Raw genomic sequence first — 24,502 nt, 5'->3', positions numbered from 1 at the left:
CCCGCAGAGCAGACCGGAAACTTTATTTATTGATAACTTCATTATGTTATTTGCCCTCTTTCTGGCAGGGAATTGCTGCCAGCCAGAAAATAATTATTGTGATGCAACGATGGTTAACCCTTATTAAGAGGCGCTGCGATGCTGTATTTAGCCAGTTTCGCTGCCACTGGCGCAGAGGATATCGTTGGCGTACAAGGGGAGGTAAATTGCTGTACCTGCGTCTGTTTCTGCCCTTTGGCCTGCGGCATCAGTAGGTAATTGATGGTGCATTGCATCTCGTGACCTTCTCCCCACTTCACGCGTAACTGACCTTTTTCCTGCGCTACGCGAGCATACAATTGCCCCGCCTGGCCTACAGACCCCACGTTGTTACCCAGGCTGTCAAATACCTCCGCACCAAATATCAGTGGCTCGCCCTGATGGATGGCATTGATCAGGATTGGGATGCCCTGTTTGGTGTTGTATTTCACCTTTACCACTGCGCCAGAATAGGGGGCGATTTTCTGGCTGGTATTTTCCAGTTCAATATCGGCCGATGTCCCTTTCGGATCGATACTGATGTCGTTCATTTGGTAAGGGTTGAGATAAGGCACTACGGCATAACCATGGGAATCGACTCTCACCCCGGAATAAGATGACACGCTGGCCCCTTCGGCCCCTTTGGCTTCTACCAAGGCAAAGGTGTCAGAGGTATACGGGGTCAACGTTACACCACCAGAGTGCCCAATCACCGTACCGCTCATCCCGGCAGAGGCACTCCGATAACCTTGACCGGTGCTGTAGGTAGCGCTCAGCGCGCTGAACGGGCTGCGGTAATTGCCGCTCACTGAACCGCTGGAACCGATGCCCTGGTTGGCGTTCATCGCCGTTACGCCATAGTTGTACTGCTTCTCCGCTCCGGCAGTGCCGGATATCGTGGCCTGCTGGCCATAACGGCCACTGCTGTCATGAGACAGATCCAAGCGTAGCTGTGGTGTGTGCGTCTGATCGTTACGCCCTAACGGCAGGCTGAAACTCAGCAGATAGTTGGTCTGGGTTGCACCCAGGCTCGAATAGCTGCGGTTGGCACTGAGGCCATAGGAGAGGTTCTTATAGCGGTTGTTGTAGCCCACCTGGTATTGCTTCTCGTTGCCCTCTTTGTTCCAGTAGTTCTGCACGGAGCCACTGACATACATTTGCCCCCAGCCACTTGGCAACCCCTGGCCTGCGGTGATCGTAAAGCGGTTCTTCGCCCGTGAGACTGAATCCGGTGAATAGCCCTGTACCACTGCATCACGGGTCTGCATCGCGGTCATAAAATCCATGTAGCCATCGGTGGAGAAACGATAAGCCGCCAGCGACAGGTTACTGTTGGTTTCACTGATCACCTTACTGTAGCTGAGCTGATAGCTCTGCCCGCTGAGGGAGTTGCCAGCGCGATGGCGTCCATCCTTATCGGTACTGTTATCCAGATGCGTGCGTGCCTGTGTGACATCCAGAGCTACGGCCCCGATCGGCGTACCGACGGCGGCCCCCAGTTGCAACGCATAGTAATCCGGGCTGGCTTGCAAGCCACCGTAACCGGTGATGGCGTTGGTCAGCCCATATTGGTAAGTAGCCTGATACAGCGCTGGATTGCCACGAATATTATCACTGCGTAATTCCCCCATGGTGACTGCATAACGGGACGATCCTGGGCGTAGCAGTTGCGTTACCGACGCATAAGGCACCAGGAAGCGTTGTTCTGTGCCATCTGACTCACGTACGGTGACCTCCAGATCGCCACCATAGCCGGTTGGGTACAGATCGTTGATCAGGAATTCACCCGGTGTGACCGTGGTTTCATAGAGTACCTGGCCGCTTTGGCGCACGGTGACACGGGCGTTGGTACGCGCAATGCCGCGAATATCTGGCGCATAGCCACGCAGGGATTCCGGCAGCATGCGTTCATCACTGGCCAGTTGCACACCGGAAAACGGTAAGGTGTCAAAAAGCTGCCCAAGGGTGTTGGACTGGCCCACCAGCAAGCGGCCTTTAAGTTGTGGAATGTCACGCTGTAGATAGGTATTGAGATTGCTGTACTGATTGGGGCCGTTATCCATCCGAGTATAGGCACCGTTATGGCGCAAGTACCAAGCTCCTACGTTCAACCCGGCATTCACTCCGGCATACAGCGAGTTAAAAGTGTTGCCATGAGACTCACTGGAATAACCATTAACGTTATAGCCCAATAGCAGAGCAGGCACGCCGCGATCCCACAATTCCGGGCTGACGGTGCCCTGTGCCGTTTTCAATATGTAAACCTGCGGGATCGTCAAATCAAGGCGCTGTTCATTACTGTCAAAATTGACCTGCGACTCAGGCAGTTTGCGCTGCAAATCTATGCAGAGTTCGCCCTGTTCTTCCTGGCTTAAAAAGCCGGCTGGCAGTTTTGCGTAGTTGAACGCAATATTGTTAATCACGGCACGCGTCAGACAGGGATAAACCGATTTATCTTCCCGCGATTTAAATTCAATCTCTCGGTGATCAATCAGCACATTATTGACATATACCGCAGTGCGGTAAGTCCCAGGCAGTGCCGAAGCACCGTTGGCAAAACGGCTCAGGTCAACCGAGTTTTGGTCGTCAACATTCAGGAAAGAAGCATCGAACTCCAGATTCTTTGCGATCTCTTGTGGCGGAATGGTCGTATTTTCAGCACTGACGCCCACTGCGAAGAAGGTCGATAGAATAGCCATAGCCAGAGGGGAAAGTTTACTCTGGATGCTACATTGCAAAGATTTTGACATAGCGAATCCCTTCAGAATTTATTTCCTGAATAATGACTAAAATGATATTTAAAATAGAATGCTAAGGTATGTGTGAGTGCTAATTAATAACGGCTTCAAAGAGGTTAACTGCACCGTAATCATTAACGAAACTTCCTGTCACTTTATTTCCCGTATTTGCTGGCAGCGCAAACGTGAGTGTAGATCGCGGTGCCAACAATTCGCCTTCAATCTGTTTGCCGTTAACCATCAGGCTGACAAACGACACATGATAAGGGGTTGGGTTAGTAGCCTGTAGGTTGTTGCCTTTTATGCTCCAGGTAACGACTTTAGCCGCATCATTGGCATTGCCTTCCAGCCCAACCGGGCGGTAAAACAGCTTAATGCGCGAGCGAAACGCCATTTGTAACAGGTTCTCGGCAGTCTGGGCCTGTTTTTTGGCCGGTACTTCCAGCACGTTCAGCCAGAACACCGATTCCTTGTCCATCGGCAACGTACCGCCAGCATAGCTGATCCGCAGGGTTTGCCCTTTCCCCGGTTCAACACGGTTAATAGGTGGGGTCAGTATAAAGGGTACCTTAATGGTCGACGGTTTGGCATTAGTGTCACCGGTATCGATCCAGCTTTGGAGCAGAACGGGAGAGGGCCCCATATTGCTGAGTTTAACACTGACTTCTTTTGCATCAGACGGATAGATCACGCGGGTGCCGGTGATCACCACGCTGGCCAGGCTATTGGCGCTAAACAGTGCGGCCAACGCCAGCATGAGAGCCTGATGAGGGAGGCGAGAGAGAAATGACATAATAAATTCCTGATAAGCGCTCAAGATGGGGAGGGTAATCCCCCCCATAAAGCATTATTTGTACTGAATAGAGTAAACAACGTTGCTGACTACGGTACCCGCTTCGGTTTTACCATCCGCGTAGTATTCCACTGCGTATGGCAGGTTGGTGCTGCCGCCAGAGATGTCTGCGAACTTGGTTTTCAGAACCTGATTCTGGTTACCCGCCTGGATAATGTCTTGAGATACGTTTGAAGCGTCACGCAGTTGCAGGCTGACATTTTTAGCGGTACCGGTCATATTTCTCAGACGACCCGTCACTGAATCAACGGATGCACCTGCTTCAAAGAAGGCAGAAGCCGTCTGCAGAGCGCCTGCGCAGTTCTTCAGAGCCATAACGAAGCCAGTCTGGCCCGCAGTCTGAGCAGCAGTAGTCAACTGGTTGATGCCCACGGTAGGCAGAGTTACGGTGGCATCTGCAGCCTGGCCGTCAATAACAACGTCACAGGTGGTGGCAGTCAGTTCACCTTCAAAGGTGATAGTGCCCGTAGAGGCCGCCTGAGCCATACCTGAAGACAGAATTACGCTGGCGAAAGTAGACAGAAGAGTCTTGTTCATTTATATATTCCTTACTTACAGTTAACACGACGTCCTTATCATTAGGAAGCGTCTACAATATTTACGTTCATCATTGAACGGGATAAAAATAACCCTGAGCAAGAGGGTTATTTGCAGTGCGTTCAATATATAAAAGGGAGTTGTGAGTGCTCTCTGAGATAACGCGTAAATAAATGGAATTTGTATAGGTGCTGTTTAGCGAGAGGTACTATAGGATTTCATTGAAAACCCGTAAAGGAAGTATTTTTTATCACTGATAAAAAAAACTAATTCCCGAATAAAAAATCAATGCAAATCGAGACTAATCAATATGAAAAATAGGGTTTTTTATAAAGATATCCAGTTCGGTTAAAGTTTTATCCTGCGACATAAGGTTCTTCTTGTTGGGAGGATTTTTATGTTGAGCACATCTGTAAGCATCACTTAAAAGGTGGGGATCCCCGATTTTCGCATGATGATTCTCATTACTGTTGCGATAAAAAACTGAGCTTCACCTTGTTGAGGTCGCGAATTGATAATTTTACTAATGTGTTAAATTATGTGGTAAATAAGGTGATAATCATTTTATTTTCGTTTTTATCATTGATTTATATTGGTTTTTATTATTGTATTATTTTTTATTATCACCGATAAAAAATACTTCCTTCACAATCTATGAGTATAATCCTATAATAAAATTACTAAAAATAGCCCTTCATAGTGAAGTCATTTTTTTAGTGATGTTTTAGTGATTAATAGATCATTGCATTACCCTGCCAGATAACAAATGTATTATTAACGTAGCTATTTGTACCCGATAAAAGTGTTGCATACCCAACATACTTAAAGTTACTGCTTAAAGTATGTTGGGGAAATTATGACGATCTCTATGAGGATATAATGATAAAGAAAAAAGTAGTGTTGCAATGCCCCTGCCATTTTACGCTAACAGGGCTGGAAGCACTAATCAACGATAGATATTTATCTGAGTATTTCGAGATCGTTGCCAGCACCAGTCATATTGAGCAATGTGAAAATATTTTAAGTTGTTTACCGTCTGTTGATATCGTCATCCTCACGTTAAGCAACAGTGATTATAGCCTAGCCTCGTTCTTGAGACTGCTCGGAGAGCGCTTACCGCAGATGCACCCTTCCAGTAAGATCGTGCTGATAGGAGATATAGCCTATATAGACGTGCTAAAACTTTATTTCAGCAGGTTAAAAAACACTCTGATCACCGTGGATAGCTCAATAAAGCTGGATAAATTGCAAGAGCAACTGCGGGATAGCGTCCTTTGTTGTACGGATAAGCGTAAAGATACCGTGAAATCATCTACAAGGCTCTCACCGCGTGAATGGTTGGTGTTACGCAAATTGTTGGATGGCAATACGCCGAACCAGATAGCCTGCGATTTACAGCTGAAATACAAAACGGTAAGTCACCACAAGCGTGCGGCGTTGGCAAAGCTTGGCATTCGTTCCCTGTGTCCTCTGGTGGTGCATAACCATAACCGACAAATAATACACTACAGGCTGCAACATCTGACGAAAAAAAGTTTCCATATCAATCCAACCTACTGGGTACCTCAGGAAGTTGAATAATAAAGCAAGAATAGGCACTGGCAATAAGGGTGAAAATAACACCTCTTGAATGATGTGGAGCGAGTGTTTGGCAGGGATCTACCCTGGATGATATGAAAAACCACGGCTTTTGGGTTAATTGCAATATATCCACTTGTCAGCAATTAACCTGATGAAATCAAGATAAAAATAACTCTCACTGCCTTTACCTTATTGTTATCTATTTTATATGGGTTTTATAAAAATATCCATTGCCCACGGGCATGGTGAAATAACGGAATTTTATATTTCAAATAAATCAAAGAAGTATAAGAATAATTAGTAATGGATAAAATAGATATCATATTCATGAGAAATCTGCCCAAACCCAATCAACTGAAAATGTTTCAGTCAATTATCGAGCATGGTAGCTTTCGTGCGGCGGCTAAAGCCCTGCATCAGACTCAGCCCGCGTTGACACAGTCAATGAACGAGCTTGAGAAAATGTTGGGAACGTCGCTGATCGTTCGCGGGCCGCGCGGTGTGGTACTGACCGAAGCGGGCAAACTGTTTGAACCCCGCGTGCAGTTGGTGTTGAAAGAACTGGAGCGCGCCGTTAATGAGGCAAAGCAATTCAGCGTTGCATCCAAGGGAACCATTGAGTTAGGCAGTTCCTCATTACCCTTTTTTACCATGCTGCCATCGGCAATACAGCGTTTCCAAAAACGCTTTCCGCAGGTCAGCATCAATCTTTCAGAAGGGCAACTTTCTGAACTGTTGCCAGCGCTACGTGCTGGAAAATTAGACTTTATTATCGGCGTGACGTCGCCAGAAAATATTACGCCTAGCGAGTTTGTCGTGGAGCCGTTCTTTACCGCTCCCTTTGGTGTCTTGGCACGCCGGGAGCATCCGCTGGCACAGAGTCACTCACTAAGCCAACTCAGAAACGCCAAGTGGTATTTACCGTCGTCGAGGCTGGGCTACTACGGTCAACTGGATACACTGTTGTTTCCCGAAGGGCACCAGGTTGCGCAAGCGGTTATCAGAGGGGATACGGCGATCATGGCTTTGCAGATGGTACTGAATGCTGATTTTCTGACCGTGGCCGCCAAAGAGATTTTGCGGGTGCCTTATCTGATGCAGCAACTTTGTGTGATACCGGTTGAAGAATCATTACCCGATGCATCCTACAGTTTTATCTACTCCCGACATTTACCGCTAACGCTGGTGGCCAGGAAGATGATGGATAAACTGCTTTGGGAATGCAAAAACTACCCTTGGTATGCTAAGAGCGAATCTAAACCGATTTCTCAGACGGTGGCCTCTTCCGCTGATGACTAACACTGCGCGAGTGGCGTGAGGCTAATCTCGAATGCTGCGGCCGTTAGGACGAGCCAAAAATTCATTGCAATTGGTAATGATTCTCCTTCAAACTAGCCGTTGGCGTTTTGTGCCGGAGAATCATTGGAATGTCCGCAAGCTACCGCATTTTTGATATTACTTTGAAGTATAAACAACCTATTTCTCCTTCTTTGCTGCGCTGCGTGTTTACCGGCCCCGAAGTGAATCGCATGAAGTTGGAAGCCCCCGATCAGCGTATCAAACTGCTGTTCCCCACAACGGAAGGGCCAGTCCTACAGCTTGGAAATGATGATGATTGGTATCGCCAATACATGGCGATCCCGAAAGAGCAGCGGCCAGTGATGCGCACCTATACGCTGCGGGCGTTGCGCAGTAGTGAGAGTGAAATGGACGTGGAGTTTGTGTTGCACGGTGTTAATGGCCCGGCTTCTGCCTGGGCAACCCACGCCGTGCCGGGGGAGACGCTACAGGTGGTGGCACCGAATGCTGGCTTTGATGGCGACAGCGGCGGCTATGAGTGGGTGCCCCCTAAGCAGATGCAGCAAGCATTGTTGATTGCTGATGAAACCGCGCTGCCTGCGGCGATGGGGATTTTGGATCAACTGGCACAGCAGGCCAATCCTCCGCGCGTTCAGGCATTTTTTGAAGTGCCGCAGGCGGGGGATTGCCTCAGTTTGGCTAAGTTCCCTTTCGCTGAGGTTTACTGGTTGCCGCGTGATGTCGGGCATCAGCATATTCACGGTTCGTTGTTAGTTGAATCGGTAAGGCAGCGGGTTAACATCCCCGTTGCGGCGCGCGCGGCAGAACAATCACTGGCGGAAAATAGTCTGGGTGGCGATCTGCTGTGGGAGCGTGCCGAAGGAGCTAACACTTTTTATGCCTGGGTGGCGGCGGAGTCTTCCGTGGTGAAAACGCTGCGCCACTATTTGATTGGCGAGTGCGATCTGGATCGTTCCTCGGTGAACTTTATGGCGTACTGGTGCTAATAGCCCACTTCACTTTGATGACGCACCGCCAGAATAACGGCGGCGCTACCGTCAACGTGATAGAGCGCCAGATATCTGCTGTTACCAAACTCGATTGGCCATTCGCGAAATTCGTTGGGTAATTCGTCTGCGGGGCGGCCAACCTGTGGTTGATGAGCCAAAATTTGCATGCTGCGGCGGATCGCGTTAACGGCGCGTTTTGCCGCATCGTTATCCTTCTGCGCCAGAAAACGGTATAGCCGTTGCACATCGGCGAGCGCAGCCGGTGTCCAGGTTAGTTGTGGCACTCCGGGATCTCCGTATCATGACCTTTCTCCAGATTGGACAGCCAGTTATCGGCTTCTTCTAGCGTCAGATGTTTACCATTGGCTTGATAGGTTTCCCATGCTTGTAATGCATCATTGCGCAATGCTTCGCGTTTTTCTTCACGTTCGACATATTCGCGGATGGCCTCACGCATAATCCAGTGGGCAGTCCGCTGGCGGTTGGCGGCAATGTGCTGCACGCGTTGCTTAAGCTCGTCGTCGATTTTAATGGATGTCGCTGTAGCCATAAGTCACCCTTAGTAGTGAAAGGTAATACCTTTGGCTACTATAAATCTCTTCTGCTGCCGTTGTCTAGTTTATGAGCTCCGGCATCATCAATTGTTGAGCAGGAAGCCATCAGCATCGCGCCAAGCCGGGAAAGCGTCACGATAGGTTTGCAGATTCTCCAGCGAAAGCTCCGCATCCAATCGGCTGGCCTGGCCCGGTTCAGCGCTGGCCAGGCGTTCCCCTTGTGGGCTGATGATCAGGCTGTCACCGCTGTAATTCAGACCGTTGCCGTCTTCCCCCACGCGGTTGCAACCCGCAACATACGCCTGATTTTCAATCGCCCGCGCGGCCAGCAACGTTTGCCAGTGCAGGCTGCGCGGCGCAGGCCAGTTGGCAACGTACAGCGCCAGATCGTAATCCTGCTGATAGCGTGACCAGACCGGGAAGCGCAGGTCGTAACAGATTTGCGGCAGAATGCGCCAACCGCGCCATTCGAAGATTTCGCGCTGGGTTCCGGCCTGATAATGCAAGTGCTCACCGGCCATGCGGAACAAGTGACGTTTATCGTAGAAATGCACCTTGCCGCCCGGTTCAACCAGCAGAAAACGGTTAACCGCACCTTCGGCAGTTTTCAACGCCACGCTGCCGCCGATCAGGGCGTTGGTTTTGACTGCCCAAGTGTGCAGCCAGTCGATAACCTGCTGCTCTGGCAATGCGCTTTCACCGGCATCCATAGCGAAACCGGTGGTAAACATTTCCGGTAACACGATCAGATCGCGGCCGGTAATCGGTGCCAGCAAACCATCGAACTGGCGCAGATTGGCTTTACCATCGCGCCAGACCAGAGGTTGCTGCAACAGGGTAATTTTCAAAGTCGACATAACCGCTCCGCGGCAGCGTCCAGCGTGGCATCCTGTTTAGCGAAGCACAGCCGGATCAATTTATAAGGAAAAGGCTCGGCACAGAAGACGGACAGTGGGATCGCCGCCACGCCTGCGTGCTCGGTTAACCAACGACAGAAGGCCACATCATCCAGATCGGAAATGGCACTGTAATCTGCCAGCAGGAAGTAAGTCCCGGCGCACGGCAGAATTTCCAGCCTGCTGTTGGCCAAAGCCTGCACAAAACGATCGCGTTTGGCAAGGTAGAACGCAGGCAACTGCTGCCAATGTGCGGGTTCGGCATGCAGCATATCGGCCAGCGCCAACTGTGCCGGAGTGTTGACCGAGAAGGTCAGATACTGGTGAACCTTGCGCACCTCGGCACTCAGCGCGACAGGTGCTACGCAGTAACCGACTTTCCAGCCGGTCATATGGAAGGTTTTACCAAAAGAAGAGACGGCGATTGCCCGCTGACGCAGTTGCGGGTGCGCCAGCACGCTGGCATGGCCACCTTTAGCAAAGCAGATGTGTTCGTAAACTTCGTCACTCAGCACGTAGACTTCGTGTTCCGCAATCGCCGCCCACAGTTGCTGCATGTCTTCTGCCTGCCAGGCCGTGGCGGAAGGATTATGCGGAGTATTGACGATCACCAGCCGGGTGCGTGGTGAGATCAATCCAGCAAACCGTTGCCAATCCACTTTGAAGGCGGGCGGTTGCAGGGTGATGCGTTTCAGTTCACCACCGGAAAGCTGTACCGCCGGGGCGTAGCTGTCGTAGCTGGGATCAAAGCAGATCACTTCGTCGCCTGGGCGCACCAGCGCGCTGATGGCGGCGAACAGCGCTTCCGTTGCACCCGCCGTAATAGTCACTTCGCTGGTGGCATTTGGCTGCCAGCCATACAGTTGCGCGGTTTTTTCAGCAATGGCTTCACGCAGTGGGGCAACGCCGGTCATCGGCGCATATTGATTAGCCCCTTGGCTGACGTGCCAGCTCAGGCGCTGTTTCAGATAGTCCGGGCCGTCAAAGTCGGGGAACCCTTGCGACAGGTTGATCGCCTGATGCTGCTGCGCTAACGCGCTCATCTGGGTAAAAATGGTGGTACCGAGGGCCGGTAATTTACTTTCGGGAATCGGGGCGGAAGTGTTCATCTCAGGTTCTTACTCCTGGGGCTTATGTTGCCAACAATATAACACGGTGTTAACCTTTGGCAATCAAGACGTTTAGATGGCTATATGTTCATCGCTACCTTGCAGGAAACTGAGTGTATGACGGAAAACCCGCAACTTCATGCGTTACTGGCGGCTTGCCACTGGATTGGTGACAAGGGTTGGTGCCCGGCCACCGGTGGTAATATGTCGCTGCGCCTCGATCATGAACAGTGTTTGGTAACCGAATCCGGTAAAGATAAAGGCAGCCTGACCAAGCAGGATTTCTTGCTGGTGGACATTGTTACCAACCAGGCTCCAAGTGGGCGCACCCCTTCGGCAGAAACCGGCCTGCATACCTTGATCTACCGTTTGTATCCCCAAGTGAGTGCAATCCTGCATACCCATTCGGTCAATGCTACGGTGCTGTCGCGCGTTGAGAAAAGCGACGCGCTGGTGCTGCAAGGGTATGAAATGCAAAAATCCCTCAGCGGGCAGCAAAGTCATCTGAGCAGCGTAGAAATACCGATTTTTGATAACGACCAGAATATTACAGCGCTGGCGGCCCACGTTGCGGACTATGCGGAAACCACGCCGTTGCAGTACGGTTTTCTGGTGCGTGGGCACGGGCTGTACTGTTGGGGCAAACAGGTGGCAGAAGCACGCCGCCATCTTGAAGGTTTGGAGTTCTTGTTCCAGTGCGAACTGCAACGCCGTTTACTGGAGGCTCAATGATCCGTGCGATTGTGACCGATATTGAAGGCACCACCAGCGATATCCGTTTTGTGCATCAGGTGTTGTTCCCTTATGCCCGCGAGCGGTTGGCCGAATTTGTACGCAGCCATGCTGCCGAAGCGGAAGTGGCCGCCCCATTGGCGGCATTGCGCGAAGAGATTGCTCAGCCGGATGCGGATCATGAGCAGCTGATTGCGGTGCTTTACCGCTTTATGGATGAAGATCGCAAATCGACCGCGCTGAAAACTTTGCAGGGGATCATTTGGCGCAGCGGCTATCACAATGGTGATTTTCGCGGCCATCTCTACCCGGAAGTGGCCGAGCAACTGGCCGCCTGGCAGCAGCAAGGGATAAAGCTGTATGTCTATTCTTCTGGCTCGGTGGAAGCACAGAAACTGCTGTTCGGTTACAGCGAGGCGGGCGACTTACGGCCGCTGTTCAGTGGCTATTTTGATACCCGCGTCGGGGCCAAGCGCGAGATCGCGTCCTACCAGAATATTGTGCGAGATATTGCGCTTGAACCGGCGGAGCTGCTGTTCCTTTCCGATATTCATCAGGAGCTTGATGCCGCGCGGGCCGCGGGTTGGCACACCTGTCAGTTGATTCGCGATGCTGCCGATCCGCTGAGCCAGCATCCACAGGTTGACCGTTTTACTCACATTGATTTAAGGGAGTTTGTCGTATGAGTGGATTGACCATTTTCAGTGACGCAGAACCACAGCAGGCGCTATGGCAGAGTCATGACGTGCAGGCTATTCAGCAGCAACTGGCGCAGATTGGCGTGCGTTTCGAGCGCTGGCAGGCGGATCGTGATTTGGGGGATAACCCACAGCCGGATAGGGTGATCGCCGCCTATCAGCATGAGATCGACCGGCTGGTGGCGGAAAAGAATTATCAGAGCTGGGATGTCATCAGCATGCGCCCGGATAACCCGCAGCGCCAGGAGTTGCGCGGCAAGTTTCTTGCGGAGCATACCCATGGCGAAGATGAGGTGCGTTTCTTTGTGGAAGGCAAGGGGCTGTTCTGCCTGCATCTGGAAGGCAAGGTTTTCCAGATCCTGTGTGAGAAAAACGATCTGCTTTCCGTGCCAGCCAACACTCACCATTGGTTTGATATGGGGTCTGAGCCAAACTTTACGGCGATCCGCATATTTGATAACCCACAAGGCTGGGTAGCGCAGTTTACCGGTGACAAAATTGCCGATGCTTTTCCGCGTTTGGATTGACCCTCGCTTTAAGCCAGATCGTCTTCTCCTGCTTGGCGAACAGGCAGGAGAAGGTGTTCTCTAGTGGCATATTGAGATAAGAAATAATCCAGCTACGCAGGCATTTAACCTAACGCCCGCTGGAAAATCCCGTCAGCCACCTGCTGCGGAGCGATCACGCCGCTGTCCAACACCCAGCCGCTGATTAACGCCGCAGGCGTGACGTCGAACGCCGGGTTATACACCGGGGCATCAGTCGGTGCCCACTGGCAGGAGCCAAAGCTGCCCGCTGCGCCGGTCACTTCTGCTGCGGCGCGCTGTTCGATGGGGAACGCCGCACCGTTTGGGCAATGGGGATCGTGAGTGGTGTGCGGCGCGGCAACGTAAAACGGAATGCGGTGGTAATGTGCCAGCACTGCCAGGCTGTAAGTGCCGATTTTATTGGCCACGTCGCCGTTGGCGGCGATGCGATCGGCCCCGACCCAGACGGCATCGACTTGGCCTGCGGCCATCAGGCTGGCAGCCATCGAATCGCAAATCAGTTGGTAAGGGATGCCAAGCTCGCCCAATTCCCAGGCGGTGAGGCGGCCGCCCTGCAACAGCGGGCGGGTTTCATCCACCCAAACCTGCGCGATCTTGCCTTGCTGGTGGGCACGCAGTAACACACCGATGGCGGTGCCGATCCCGGCGGTGGCTAACCCGCCGGTATTACAGTGGGTCAGCAGGCGGCTGCCCGGTTGCACTCGCTCTGCGCCGTGATCGGCGATGCGATCGCACAGCGCCCGATCTTCTGCTACCAAGCGCAGCGCTTCTGCGGCCATCGCCGTGACCCAATCGGGCTGTGCCAACGCCTGCTTCATGCGATCCAGGTTGTTCATCAGATTCACTGCCGTGGGGCGCGAGGCGCGCAGAGTGAGCAACGCCTGTTCCAGTTCGGTGGGGGATAAACCGCGTTCCGCCAGCAGGGCCAACAATAAGCTGGCCGAAAGGCCAATCAGCGGCGCACCACGTACCCGCAGCGTGCGGATATGCTCCACCAATTCATCCACGCTGTCGCAGGGCAGCCAGCGTTTTTCCTGCGGCAGCGCCTGCTGATCGAGGATCCAAAGTCGATTTTCCTTCAGGTTCAAACTGGTGGTGTTAAGCGTTTGCATCGGCAGTTAAATCCTTGTTATGTGCTTATTGCATCTGTAACGCTATTCTGCCAACATGACTTCCGGATGTATAGACGGCTAAATGCTTTTACGTCTAAAAAATAGAAATCATCGCGAAAGGGGTTGGGGATGTCGCTTTATCGTACGTTTACTGCTGCCGATGCTGTTGAATACGCCCGCCAATATGGGCAGGTTGCCGATCCACAAAGTTTGGTGAGTGCCGATGAGATTGGTGACGGTAATCTGAACCTGGTGTTTAAGATCCGCGATCGCGAAGGTGTGAGCCGAGCGATCGTCAAGCAGGCGCTGCCCTATGTGCGCTGCGTGGGTGAGTCCTGGCCGTTGACGCTGGATCGTTCGCGCATTGAGGCGCAAACCCTGCTGGTTCATGGCGCTTTGTGCCCGCGTCATACGGTGAAGGTATTGCACCACGATGCTGAATTGGCGGTGATGGTGCAGGAAGATCTCTCTGACCACCAGATCTGGCGCAGTGAGCTGGTGAAAGGGCGCTACTATCCGCTGGCGGCCGGGCAACTGGCGGAGTACCTGGCGCAAACCCTGTTCCATACGTCTGATTTTTACCAGAACGCACAGAAGAAGAAGGCGGAAGTCAGCCGTTTTACCAACCCGGAACTGTGCCAGATCACCGAAGATCTGTTTTTCACCGATCCCTATATCGATCATGAACGCAATCAGTTTGACGAGGCGCTGCTGCCGCAGGTGCAGGATCTGCGCAATGACGCAGCCCTGAAGCTGGCGATTGCCGGGCTGAAACATCGCTTTCTGAGCAAGGCCGAAGCGTTGTTGCACGGCGATATCCACAGCGGTTCGATTTTCGTTGCGGAAGGCAAACTGAAGGCTATCGATGCCGAGTTTGGTTTCTATGGGCCGATCGGGTTTGATATGGGGACTGCGCTGGGCAACTTGCTGCTGAATTATTGCGGCTTACCGGGGTTACTTGGCCCACGTGATGCTGCCGCCGGGCGCGAGCAGCGGTTGCAGGATGTGCGCGAACTGTGGCTGATCTTTGCCGATCGCTTCCTGACGTTGTGCCACCAGCACACCCGCGATGTGGCATTGGCGTTGCCGGGTTATGCCGAGCAGTTTCTGCAACAGGTGTGGCGGGATGCGGTGGGATATGCGGGCACCGAACTGATCCGCCGCACTATCGGGTTGGCGCACGTCGCCGATCTGGACAGCATTAACGACCCTGAAATGCGCGCCGACTGCCAGCGCAGTGCACTCAGCCTGGGGCGCACCTTGGTCGTTAATGCCGCGCAAATCGAATATATTGATGCACTGCTGGCGCGTATCCGGCAAAACGGTTGAATATGCAAAGAAAAAGGGGCGATTTGCATCGCCCCTAGGGATTTACTGCGGCAGAAGGTTATGCCGCTTCAGTCTGCTGCTGGCGTTTTTCCTTCTTCACCGGCTTTTCCGATTTGTGTGCCGCCAGCGCTTCAGGAGCGAAGTCATCAACGTTGATCGAACGCAGACGGCTTTCTTCGGCTTTCACCAGGGTCTTCGCTTCATCCGCATTGATTTTGCCTTCTTCCAACGCACGCTGTGCCAAGCGATCCAACCGGGTAAACGGCAGGTTTTTGCCCATCGCTTTACAGAGGCGCTCATGAATCGGCTCTGCGGCGATCACGTCGGCCAGAGCCGCTTCCAGCAGGCCAACCGGGTTATGCTCGCTCGGCGTCAGGTATTGACCACGGCCCAAACGGCTGCGGGTAGCAGACGGTTGTTGGAGGATCTTAGCCAGTTGATGGTCAAGGCGATCCGAAGGCGCAGAGTGGACGCGGCCGAACGGGAACACCACCAAACGCATGGCTCCGGCGATAAAACGATTCGGGAAATTACGCAATAAATCATCCAGCGCTTGTTCCGCCTGGTTCAGGCTGTCCTGCACGCCCCAATGGACCAGCGGCAGATCTTCTTTCTGACGGCCTTCATCTTCAAAGCGTTTCAGCGTTGCCGATGCCAGATACATCTGGCTGAGTACATCCCCCAAGCGCGCGGAGATACGTTCACGGCGTTTCAGGCTACCACCCAGCACGCCCATGGAAACGTCAGACAGCAGGGCCAAGTTGGCGCTCAGCCGGTTTAACTGCTGATAGTAGCGGCGGGTCGAGTCTTTAGTTGGGCTGCTGCTGGTGCGGCCGTTGGTCAGGCCAAGCCACAGACTGCGCATTTTGCTGCTGCCGACGTGGCCCAGATGGCCGAACAGGGCTTTATCGAACGCCTGTAGGTCGTTGTCCTGCGCTGCTGCCATTTCAGTCAGCACATAAGGATGGCAGCGGATCGCCCCTTGACCGAAGATCATCATGGTGCGGGTCAGGATGTTGGCCCCTTCAACCGTGATGGCGATAGGTGCGCCCTGATAGGCACGCGCCAGGAAGTTGGATTCGCCCAGCATGATGCCTTTACCGCCGGTGATATCCATCGCATCAATGATGGCCTGCTGGCCACGGTGGGTACAATGGTATTTCACGATGGCAGACAGCACCGCCGGTTTTTCACCCTGCATCAGCGCATAGGTGATCAGCGAAGCGGCGGCATCCATCACGTAGGTGTTACCGGCAATGCGCGCCAGCGGTTCTTCGATCCCTTCCATCTTGCCGATAGAGATCTTGAACTGACGGCGGATATGGGCATAAGCCCCGGTTGCCAGCGCAATGGATTTCAGGCTACCGGTCGAGTTGGAAGGCAAGGTAATACCGCGCCCGACTGACAGACATTCAACCAGCATACGCCAGCCCTGACCGGCCATTTTTGGCCCGCCGATGATGTAGTCGATCGGCACGAATACGTCGTTGCCGCAGGTTGGGCCATTCTGGAACGGCACGTTCAGCGGGAAATGGCGGTTGCCGATTTCTACCCCTGGGGTGTTGGTTGGGATCAGCGCACAGGTAATGCCTGGTGAGGCGTTATCGCTCAACAGGTGATCCGGGTCATGCAGCTTGAATGCCAGGCCCAATACGGTGGCGATGGGCGCCAGAGTAATGTAGCGCTTGTTCCAGGTCAGGCGCATGCCCAAAACCTGTTGGCCCTGCCATTCGCCCATGCAGACGGTACCGGTATCCGGAATAGCTCCGGCATCGGAACCCGCTTCCGGGCTGGTCAGCGCAAAGCAAGGGATTTCGTCGCCGCGCGCCAGGCCTGGCAGATAATGATCTTTCTGCTCTTCGGTGCCGTAGTGTTGCAGCAGTTCGCCTGGGCCGAGGGAGTTAGGCACGCCAACGGTAATCGCCAGAATACCGGAGACACCGGCCAGTTTTTGCAGTACGCGAGCTTGTGCATAAGGTGAAAACTCCAGGCCGCCGTACTCTTTCTTGATGATCATGGCGAAGAAACGGTGTTCTTTCAGATAGGCCCACAGTTCTGGCGGCAGGTCGGCCAGTTCGTGGGTGATCTGGAAGTCATTCGCCATGCGGCAGGCTTCTTCAACCGGGCCATCGATAAACGCCTGCTCTTCTTCCGTCAATTTGGGTTGCGGATAGTTGTGCAGTTTGTTCCAGTCTGGCTGGCCACGGAACAGATCGCCTTCCCACCAGGTGGTCCCGGCTTCGATGGCTTCTTTTTCCGTGGTGGACATCGGTGGCATCACCTTGCGGAAGGCGTTCAGAGCCGGTGCGGAAAACAGCGAGCGGCGCAGCGAGGTGATATTCAGCGGTAGCAGAACGATCGCCAGTGGCAGCAGCATCCAATAGCTCCACAGGCCGATAGCGCCCATGGCCACCGTGTAGGCCAGCAGAAGGAGACTGCTGAACGTCAGATTCACTCGGTGATAAAACACCACACCAATGAGTGCGAGTAGGACAACGATGCTAAGAACCATCATAAGAAGCTCCGAAGTAGTAAGAGGTCTGACCTGTTGTATATATTGGTTGTAGTCCATGCCCAGGCTTTTATCAATGCATTTACACTTTAATTACAACTTAAGTCACAAACTGGCGATACCCATCGTCAAAAACTTCTACTGTAGCTCAACACAGGTGCTGTTTCATTCACAGCACTTCTCGGTTTTTCTGCGATCCGTTACACTGCACAGCGAAAGATTGACGATGCCACAGCAAAAAAGAGGCGATCTCCATGTACCACGATTTAATTCGCAGTGAACTGAACGAAGCGGCTGATACTCTGGCGAAATTCCTCAGCGATGATGCCAATATTGACGCTATCCAGCGTGCGGCGGTCTTACTGGCCGATGCTTTTAAAGCGGGTGGGAAAGTGATTTCCTGCGGTAACGGCGGCTCCCACTGTGATGCGATGCACTTCGCAGAAGAGCTGACGGGGCGTTATCGTGAAAACCGCCCTGGCTACCCGGCTATCGCGATTTCTGACGTCAGCCATCTGTCCTGCGTCGGCAACGATTTTGGCTATGACTATGTCTTCTCGCGTTACGTGGAAGCGGTTGGCCGTGCGGGGGATGTGCTGCTGGGTATTTCTACTTCCGGTAATTCTGGCAACGTGATCAAGGCCATCGAAGCGGCTCGCGCCAAAGGGATGCACGTCATCACTCTGACCGGCAAAGACGGCGGTAAAATGGCCGGTTCTGCGGATGTTGAAATCCGCGTTCCGCACTTTGGTTACGCCGATCGTATTCAGGAAATTCATATCAAAGCGATCCATATCCTGATTCAACTGATTGAAAAAGAGATGGTCAAGGCTTGATATAGCTAAACCGGTTTAGGCTGGTGGTGAATGGCAGTAGGGCGCAGCAGAGTGCGCCCATAGTGTAATGTGCTTAAGGAGTGGCTTTCGATGTGTGAATTGCTCGGGATGAGCGCAAATGTGCCAACCGATATTTGCTTTAGCTTTAGCGGGCTGGTTCAGCGCGGTGGCGGCACCGGGCCACATAAAGATGGTTGGGGCATTACTTTCTATGAAGGTAATGGTTGCCGCACCTTCAAGGATCCACAGCCGAGTTTCAATTCACCGATCGCCCGCTTGGTACAGGAATACCCGATCAAATCCTGCGCGGTGGTTTCTCATATTCGCCAGGCTAACCGTGGTGAAGTGGCGCTGGAAAATACCCACCCGTTCACGCGTGAACTGTGGGGCCGTAACTGGACCTACGCTCACAACGGCCAGCTTAAAGGGTATCGCCAACTGCCTACCGGCAACTTCCGCCCGGTGGGGCAGACCGACAGTGAATATGCCTTCTGTTGGTTACTGAATCAGTTGGCGTTGAAATATCCACGGACGCCCAGCAATTGGCCCGCGGTGTTCCGCTATATTGCCCAGCTTGCCGATCAACTGCGGCAGAAGGGCGTATTCAATATGCTGCTGTCGGACGGGCGCTTTGTGATGGCCTATTGCTCAACCAATCTTTACTGGATCACCCGACGCGCACCGTTTGGCAAAGCCACGTTGCTCGATCAGGATGTGGAGATTGATTTTCAGCGGCAGACTACGCCCAATGACGTGGTAACGGTGATTGCGACCCAGCCGCTGACGGGCAATGAAACCTGGCACAAAATTGCGCCAGGTGAATTTGCTTTATTTTACTACGGTGAACGGCTTGGCCTGGGTGAGCGGGTTAGCATCAACCGTTGAAGCATATTGCGTCGGCTGGCCGCTGCTGTTAACCGGGTGAGCCAGCACGTATTGACCATTGGTCACGTTAACCATCGGCGGCTGGCGGTTTTTGACAAAGTAGTCATAACCCGGTTTCAACTGGCGCCAGAAGTTGATGTAGTTAGATGAGCGGTGGCGTTGCAGATTCTGTTCGGTCATGCGGAACGGATAAATGCTGATATTCACCTGGGCTTGACCATAGGTAAATGCCGCCTCCACATAGCGATAAATCTCGTCCATATAGGTGTTGGTCATCGCATAGCAACCAATGGATTTGCATTCGCCGTGGATCATCAGATAGGCACCGGAATAGCCCTGTGCTTTATCATAATCATTCGGGAAGCCGATATTGATTGCCCGGTAATATTTGCTGTTGGGTTTCAGATTGCGTACGTCGACGCTATAAAAACCTTCCGGGCTTTTAAAGTCGCCTTCACGGCGTTTCGGGCCCAAACCCCCTGAGAAATTGCAAATAGGGAAAGAGTTCACCAAGCGGAATTCATTACCCATTTTGGCGTACAATTCCAGCTTGCGTTCTTCTTTGAATATCTGGATATAGACGGGTGAACCCAATAATTGCTGTTTAACTAGCGGTGATTCGGGGGCCTGCTCGCTGGCGCTACAGGCTGTGATCATCGGTATACAAAATAGCATCGCAAACAACAGCGCGACTTTGCTCATTATTATTCCTGATTATATTTACTGCTGGCTTAGAGAGAGAACGCCGCCAACATGCCACTGACTTATGTGATTGCACTAAATGCCACGCCAGATTACCAGTGTGTTTTTTTTTAGCAATACACGAAGTGTATAAAAAAACTACAAGCATCGATAAAAGTGAATTGACTGGCAGATTTTAACGATGAGTGATGAAAAATTGCCGCTATTTAATTGTATTTGCTTGACTCAGGTCACTAGATAGCACGGAAAAATATTACCAAAAATGTTAGTATCCCACCTCTGTTTTACTATCCTTATTGGTTATCGACGGGGTTATTTTGAGTGAAATAGAATCAACCGCGTCTTGGTATTGATAACAAGGTTTTAACACGCTCTGTGGCCGGAATATTGTGATAGAAAAAACGGTTCAGTGAGAGTTTCATGTTGGGTATGATCTTGTCGTGCTCATCCTGAGGTTGTTATGGCAACCTCGTCATCCTGGCATCGTCTGTGCTTGCCTCTTGGGCTGGTAAGACGTGTGGACATTTTAAACATCGTGTACATCCTATGATCAGAATCAGAAAAGGGTTAGATCTGCCGATATCCGGGATACCGTCTCAGGTGATTCAGGACGGCCCCGTTATCACGCGTGTGGCACTGCTTGGCCAAGATTATGTCGGTATGCGCCCCTCCATGCTGGTGGAGGAAGGCGATCGCGTTAAAAAAGGCCAGGCGCTGTTCGAAGACAAAAAGAATCCTGGCGTTTTCTTCACGGCACCCGCCAGCGGGCGTATTGCTGCTATCCAGCGCGGTGAACGTCGCGTGCTGCAATCGGTAGTGATTGAGATCGAAAACGGCGGTGATGAGCAGGTGGAGTTCGCTTATTACCAGCAGGCCGATCTGCCGCAGTTGGAGCGTGAGCAGGTCGAAAGTGATTTGCTGGCCAGCGGTTTGTGGAGCGCACTGCGCACCCGCCCGTTCAGCAAGGCACCGCGTATTGGCTCTGTACCTCGCGCGATTTTCGTTAGCGCCATGGATACCCAGCCGTTAGCGGCCGATCCGCAGGTGATCATTGCCGAACAGCTGGCGGCGTTTAACGCCGGGCTGACGGTGTTGACGCGCCTGACCGATGGCAAAGTGCATGTCTGTCAGGCGGCAGGTGCCCGGCTGGCGGAACAGAGTGGGGCACAGATTAGCTACAGCGAGTTCGCTGGCCCACACCCTGCCGGTTTGGTGGGGACGCATATTCATTTCCTGGAGCCGGTCAGCCTTAAGAAGACCGTCTGGCATATCGGCTATCAGGATGTTATCGCCATCGGTACCTTGTTTACCACTGGCAGGCTCGATACCCGCCGCGTTGTGGCGCTGGCCGGGCCACAGGTGGAACAGCCCATTCTGCTGCGTACCCGTTTGGGTGCCAGCCTGGATGAGCTGACCGCTGGTCGTCTGAAGGCCGGGGAAAACCGTGTGATTTCCGGTTCGGTGCTGAGTGGCACCCATGCCAGCGGCCCGAACGCCTGGCTTGGCCGCTTCCATAATCAGGTTTCTGTACTGCTGGAAGGGCGTGAGAAAGAGCTGTTCGGTTGGATCGCTCCCGCGCCTGATAAATTCTCTATCACCCGTACCACGCTGGGTCATTTCCTGAAGAATAAGCTGTTCGCTTTTTCGACCACCACCAACGGCGGTGAGCGTTCAATGGTGCCGATCGGCAATTATGAGCGCGTGATGCCGCTGGATATTCTGCCGACCCATTTATTGCGCGATCTGTTGTCTGGCGATACCGACAGCGCTCAGGCGCTGGGCTGCCTGGAGCTGGATGAAGAAGATCTGGCGTTATGCACCTTCGTGTGCCCCGGCAAATATGAATACGGCCCGGTGCTGCGTGACGTGCTGACCAAGATTGAGCAGGAAGGATAACCCATGGGCCTGAAGAATTTTTTTGACAAGATTGAGCATCACTTCACGCCGGGCGGCAAGCTGGAAAAGTGGTATCCGCTGTATGAAGCGACCGCCACGGTGTTCTACACCCCAGGCACGGTGACGCATGGCGCTTCGCACGTGCGTGATGCTATCGATCTGAAACGTATGATGATCCTGGTGTGGCTGGCGGTTTTCCCGGCGATGTTCTGGGGGATGTACAACGTCGGCCAGCAGGCGATTCCGGCATTGCATCACCTGTACAGCGGTGAACAACTGCAACAGGTGCTAGCAGGCGATTGGCATTACAGCCTGGCGCAGTGGCTGGGGGCATCGTTAAGTTCCGATGCGGGCTGGATCAGCAAAATGGTGCTCGGCGCGACCTACTTTGTGCCGATCTACGCCGTGGTCTTCCTGGTGGGCGGTTTCTGGGAAGTGCTGTTTGCCATGATCCGCAAACACGAGATCAACGAAGGCTTCTTCGTGACCTCCATTCTGTTTGCGCTGATCGTGCCACCGACGTTGCCTCTATGGCAGGCGGCGCTGGGCATCACTTTTGGCGTGGTGATCGCCAAAGAGATCTTTGGTGGCACCGGGCGCAACTTCCTTAACCCGGCGTTGGCAGGGCGTGCTTTCCTGTTCTTCGCTTATCCTGCGCAGATTTCCGGCGATCTGGTGTGGACTTCCGCAGACGGTTTCTCTGGTGCCACGCCGTTGGCGCAATGGGGTACGGGTGGGGTTCACAGCCTGAGCAACGCCGTGACCGGGCAGCCGATCACCTGGATGGATGCATTCATGGGCAATATCCCAGGCTCGATCGGGGAAGTGTCCACGCTGATGATCCTGATTGGCGGTGCGATCATCCTGTTTGGCCGCGTGGCTTCCTGGCGCATTGTGGCCGGGGTGATGATCGGCATGATCGCCACCGCTTATCTGTTCAACGCCATTGGTTCTGCCACCAACCCGCTGTTTGCCATGCCATGGTACTGGCATCTGGTGCTCGGGGGTTTTGCCTTCGGCATGATCTTTATGGCTACCGACCCGGTTTCTGCCTCGTTTACCAACAAGGGGAAATGGTGGTACGGCATGTTGATCGGCACGATGTGCGTGCTGATCCGAGTGGTCAATCCGGCCTATCCGGAAGGCATGATGCTGGCGATCCTGTTCGCCAACCTGTTCGCACCGCTGTTCGATTATCTGGTGGTGCAGGCCAACATCAAGCGGAGAAAAGCCCGTGGCGAATGAATCTAAAAATGACAGCATCGGCAAAACGCTGATGGTCGTCCTGCTGTTGTGCTTGGTGTGTTCTGTGGTGGTGGCGGGTTCCGCCGTGGGTTTGAAACCCAGACAGCAGGAACAACGGTTATTGGACAAACAACGCAACATTCTTGACGTCGCAGGGTTGCTGGTACGTGGCATGCCCGGTGAGCAGGTCAGAGCGCTGTTTAGCAAACGTATTGAAACACGCCTGCTGGATCTGAACAGCGGTGAGTTTGTGCCGGGTAATCATAGCGATTTTGATCTGGCCGCCGCGTTGCGCAGCAATGCCAACAGCATCGCCTTACCGGCCAGTAAAGATCTGGCCGGGATCCGCCGCCGCAGCAACCAGGCAGAAATCTATCTGGTGCGTGATGACGCAGGTGCGGTAAGCAAAATCATACTGCCGGTATACGGTGCCGGGCTGTGGTCGATGATGTACGCCTTTGTGGCAATTGATGCCGACGGTAATACCGTGCGCGGCCTCAGTTTCTACCAGCACGGTGAAACCCCAGGGCTGGGTGGTGAAATCCAAAACCCTAACTGGCGTGCGCAGTGGGTGGGCAGGCAGCTGTTTGATGAAAACGGCAACCCGGCGATCCGCATTGTGAAAGGCGGTGCGCGCTCAGGGGATATTCACTCGGTGGATGGTTTATCCGGTGCGACGCTCACCTCCAACGGTGTGCAGAATACCTTTAATTTCTGGTTGGGCGAGCACGGCTTTGGCCCATTCCTGCAAAGAGTCCGTGAAGGAGCGCTGAAGAATGGCTGATTCCAAAGAGATTAAGCGGGTTCTACTGGGGCCGCTGTTTGACAATAACCCGATTGCCTTGCAGATCCTCGGGGTGTGTTCGGCGCTGGCGGTGACCACCAAGCTGGAAACGGCGTTGGTGATGACCATTGCGGTGACGCTGGTGACCGCGTTTTCCAGCTTCTTTATTTCGCTGATTCGTCATCATATTCCCAACAGCGTGCGCATTATCGTACAGATGACCATCATTGCTTCGCTGGTGATCGTGGTAGACCAATTGCTGCGTGCGTATGCGTTTGAGATTTCGAAACAGCTGTCGGTATTCGTTGGCCTGATTATCACCAACTGTATCGTGATGGGGCGCGCGGAAGCTTACGCCATGAAGTCGCCGCCGATCGAAAGCTTTATGGACGGGATTGGCAACGGTTTGGGGTACGGCGTGATCCTGATCCTGGTGGGGTTCCTGCGCGAGTTGATCGGTTCGGGCATGTTGTTCGATATCCCGGTACTGGTGACGGTGCAGAACGGCGGCTGGTATCAGCCTAATGGCCTGTTCCTGCTGGCGCCAAGCGCGTTCTTTATCATCGGCCTGCTGATCTGGGGTTTACGCACCCTGAAGCCAGCGCAGATAGAAAAGGAGTAACCGCCG

23 protein-coding genes are annotated in these 24,502 nt (G+C 53.1%); 13 read left to right on the top strand and 10 right to left on the bottom strand.

The window, feature by feature from the left end:
* Window positions 1-113: 113 nt before the first annotated feature.
* The 3 genes from ACX9GT_RS20470 to ACX9GT_RS20460 form a co-directional block, all read right to left on the bottom strand.
* The gene (locus ACX9GT_RS20470) at window positions 114-2,768 is read right to left on the bottom strand and encodes a fimbria/pilus outer membrane usher protein (RefSeq protein ID WP_473188467.1); all 2,655 of its coding nucleotides are present in this window, start codon (window positions 2,766-2,768) and stop codon (window positions 114-116) included.
* A 79-nt stretch (window positions 2,769-2,847) separates the two neighbouring features.
* Window positions 2,848-3,549 carry a fimbria/pilus periplasmic chaperone gene (locus ACX9GT_RS20465; protein WP_473188466.1) on the bottom strand — a complete coding sequence of 234 codons (702 nt, stop codon included), beginning with the start codon at window positions 3,547-3,549 and terminating at the stop codon, window positions 2,848-2,850.
* Between the two features lie 54 nt (window positions 3,550-3,603).
* Window positions 3,604-4,146 (bottom strand): fimbrial protein, encoded by a 543-nt coding sequence (locus ACX9GT_RS20460; RefSeq protein ID WP_473188465.1) that lies wholly within the window; start codon window positions 4,144-4,146, stop codon window positions 3,604-3,606.
* An 879-nt stretch (window positions 4,147-5,025) separates the two neighbouring features.
* On the opposite strand from ACX9GT_RS20460, the gene ACX9GT_RS20455 reads away from it, so the two are divergent.
* From ACX9GT_RS20455 to ACX9GT_RS20445, 3 genes are all read left to right on the top strand, one after another.
* Window positions 5,026-5,727, top strand: coding sequence for a helix-turn-helix transcriptional regulator (locus tag ACX9GT_RS20455; RefSeq protein ID WP_473188464.1), 702 nt, complete (start codon window positions 5,026-5,028; stop codon window positions 5,725-5,727).
* A gap of 360 nt (window positions 5,728-6,087) precedes the next feature.
* Window positions 6,088-7,026 carry a LysR substrate-binding domain-containing protein gene (locus ACX9GT_RS20450; RefSeq protein ID WP_473188463.1) on the top strand — a complete coding sequence of 313 codons (939 nt, stop codon included), beginning with the start codon at window positions 6,088-6,090 and terminating at the stop codon, window positions 7,024-7,026.
* Window positions 7,027-7,154: 128 nt separating this feature from the next.
* Window positions 7,155-8,033 (top strand): siderophore-interacting protein, encoded by an 879-nt coding sequence (locus ACX9GT_RS20445; protein WP_473188462.1) that lies wholly within the window; start codon window positions 7,155-7,157, stop codon window positions 8,031-8,033.
* On the opposite strand, the gene ACX9GT_RS20440 is transcribed toward ACX9GT_RS20445, so the two are convergent.
* From ACX9GT_RS20440 to ACX9GT_RS20425, 4 genes are all read right to left on the bottom strand, one after another.
* Window positions 8,030-8,320, bottom strand: coding sequence for a type II toxin-antitoxin system RelE/ParE family toxin (locus ACX9GT_RS20440; protein WP_473188461.1), 291 nt, complete (start codon window positions 8,318-8,320; stop codon window positions 8,030-8,032). The genes ACX9GT_RS20445 and ACX9GT_RS20440 overlap by 4 nt on opposite strands.
* On the bottom strand, window positions 8,308-8,586 hold the full coding sequence (locus ACX9GT_RS20435) for a CopG family ribbon-helix-helix protein (protein ID WP_473188460.1): 279 nt from the start codon (window positions 8,584-8,586) through the stop codon (window positions 8,308-8,310). Before ACX9GT_RS20435 ends, ACX9GT_RS20440 begins: the two co-directional genes overlap by 13 nt.
* Window positions 8,587-8,673: 87 nt before the next feature.
* Window positions 8,674-9,447 carry an amidohydrolase gene (locus tag ACX9GT_RS20430; protein WP_473188459.1) on the bottom strand — a complete coding sequence of 258 codons (774 nt, stop codon included), beginning with the start codon at window positions 9,445-9,447 and terminating at the stop codon, window positions 8,674-8,676.
* The gene (locus ACX9GT_RS20425; protein ID WP_473188458.1) at window positions 9,435-10,595 is read right to left on the bottom strand and encodes a pyridoxal phosphate-dependent aminotransferase; all 1,161 of its coding nucleotides are present in this window, start codon (window positions 10,593-10,595) and stop codon (window positions 9,435-9,437) included. Before ACX9GT_RS20425 ends, ACX9GT_RS20430 begins: the two co-directional genes overlap by 13 nt.
* Before the next feature lie 117 nt (window positions 10,596-10,712).
* On the opposite strand from ACX9GT_RS20425, the gene ACX9GT_RS20420 reads away from it, so the two are divergent.
* The 3 genes from ACX9GT_RS20420 to ACX9GT_RS20410 are packed head-to-tail and all read left to right on the top strand — an operon-like array spanning window position 10,713 to window position 12,552.
* Window positions 10,713-11,327: a methylthioribulose 1-phosphate dehydratase gene (locus ACX9GT_RS20420; protein WP_473188457.1), complete on the top strand. Its 615-nt coding sequence runs from the start codon at window positions 10,713-10,715 to the stop codon at window positions 11,325-11,327.
* Window positions 11,324-12,013, top strand: coding sequence for an acireductone synthase (mtnC, locus tag ACX9GT_RS20415; RefSeq protein ID WP_473188456.1), 690 nt, complete (start codon window positions 11,324-11,326; stop codon window positions 12,011-12,013). Before ACX9GT_RS20420 ends, mtnC begins: the two co-directional genes overlap by 4 nt.
* Complete coding sequence (locus ACX9GT_RS20410) at window positions 12,010-12,552, top strand: 1,2-dihydroxy-3-keto-5-methylthiopentene dioxygenase (protein WP_473188455.1); 543 nt, start codon at window positions 12,010-12,012, stop codon at window positions 12,550-12,552. The genes mtnC and ACX9GT_RS20410 overlap by 4 nt, the downstream gene beginning before the upstream one ends.
* Before the next feature lie 104 nt (window positions 12,553-12,656).
* On the opposite strand, the gene mtnA is transcribed toward ACX9GT_RS20410, so the two are convergent.
* A complete protein-coding gene (gene mtnA / locus ACX9GT_RS20405; protein WP_473188454.1) occupies window positions 12,657-13,685 on the bottom strand; it encodes an S-methyl-5-thioribose-1-phosphate isomerase in 1,029 nt (342 codons plus the stop codon).
* Window positions 13,686-13,814: 129 nt separating this feature from the next.
* On the opposite strand from mtnA, the gene mtnK reads away from it, so the two are divergent.
* Window positions 13,815-15,014 (top strand): S-methyl-5-thioribose kinase, encoded by a 1,200-nt coding sequence (gene mtnK / locus ACX9GT_RS20400; RefSeq protein ID WP_473188453.1) that lies wholly within the window; start codon window positions 13,815-13,817, stop codon window positions 15,012-15,014.
* Between the two features lie 58 nt (window positions 15,015-15,072).
* Here mtnK and fadE read toward each other — a convergent pair whose 3' ends face one another.
* Complete coding sequence (gene fadE, locus ACX9GT_RS20395; RefSeq protein WP_473188452.1) at window positions 15,073-17,529, bottom strand: acyl-CoA dehydrogenase FadE; 2,457 nt, start codon at window positions 17,527-17,529, stop codon at window positions 15,073-15,075.
* A gap of 251 nt (window positions 17,530-17,780) precedes the next feature.
* Here fadE and lpcA point away from each other — a divergent pair, with 251 nt between their 5' ends.
* Entirely contained in the window at window positions 17,781-18,362 is a 582-nt protein-coding gene (gene lpcA / locus ACX9GT_RS20390; RefSeq protein ID WP_473188451.1) for a D-sedoheptulose 7-phosphate isomerase, read from the top strand.
* Between the two features lie 90 nt (window positions 18,363-18,452).
* Window positions 18,453-19,247 (top strand): class II glutamine amidotransferase, encoded by a 795-nt coding sequence (locus ACX9GT_RS20385; RefSeq protein ID WP_473188450.1) that lies wholly within the window; start codon window positions 18,453-18,455, stop codon window positions 19,245-19,247.
* Here the strand turns inward: ACX9GT_RS20385 and dpaA are convergent.
* Entirely contained in the window at window positions 19,191-19,949 is a 759-nt protein-coding gene (dpaA, locus tag ACX9GT_RS20380; protein WP_473188449.1) for a peptidoglycan meso-diaminopimelic acid protein amidase, read from the bottom strand. The genes ACX9GT_RS20385 and dpaA overlap by 57 nt on opposite strands.
* Before the next feature lie 546 nt (window positions 19,950-20,495).
* Between dpaA and ACX9GT_RS20375 the strand changes: the two genes are divergently transcribed.
* From ACX9GT_RS20375 to ACX9GT_RS20360, 4 genes are read left to right on the top strand one after another with little or no spacing between them, the layout of a single operon-like run.
* Entirely contained in the window at window positions 20,496-21,845 is a 1,350-nt protein-coding gene (locus tag ACX9GT_RS20375) for a Na(+)-translocating NADH-quinone reductase subunit A (RefSeq protein ID WP_473188448.1), read from the top strand.
* A 3-nt stretch (window positions 21,846-21,848) separates the two neighbouring features.
* Window positions 21,849-23,090 (top strand): NADH:ubiquinone reductase (Na(+)-transporting) subunit B, encoded by a 1,242-nt coding sequence (locus ACX9GT_RS20370; protein WP_473188447.1) that lies wholly within the window; start codon window positions 21,849-21,851, stop codon window positions 23,088-23,090.
* Entirely contained in the window at window positions 23,080-23,874 is a 795-nt protein-coding gene (locus ACX9GT_RS20365) for a Na(+)-translocating NADH-quinone reductase subunit C (RefSeq protein WP_473188446.1), read from the top strand. Before ACX9GT_RS20370 ends, ACX9GT_RS20365 begins: the two co-directional genes overlap by 11 nt.
* Complete coding sequence (locus ACX9GT_RS20360; RefSeq protein WP_473188445.1) at window positions 23,867-24,496, top strand: NADH:ubiquinone reductase (Na(+)-transporting) subunit D; 630 nt, start codon at window positions 23,867-23,869, stop codon at window positions 24,494-24,496. The genes ACX9GT_RS20365 and ACX9GT_RS20360 overlap by 8 nt, the downstream gene beginning before the upstream one ends.
* The last annotated feature ends 6 nt before the right edge of the window (window positions 24,497-24,502 follow it).

Source organism: Serratia sp. YWN4, from assembly GCF_055790845.1.
The sequence above is the reverse complement of the archived record's forward strand: the minus strand, read 5'-3'. Positions and strand labels throughout refer to the sequence as shown.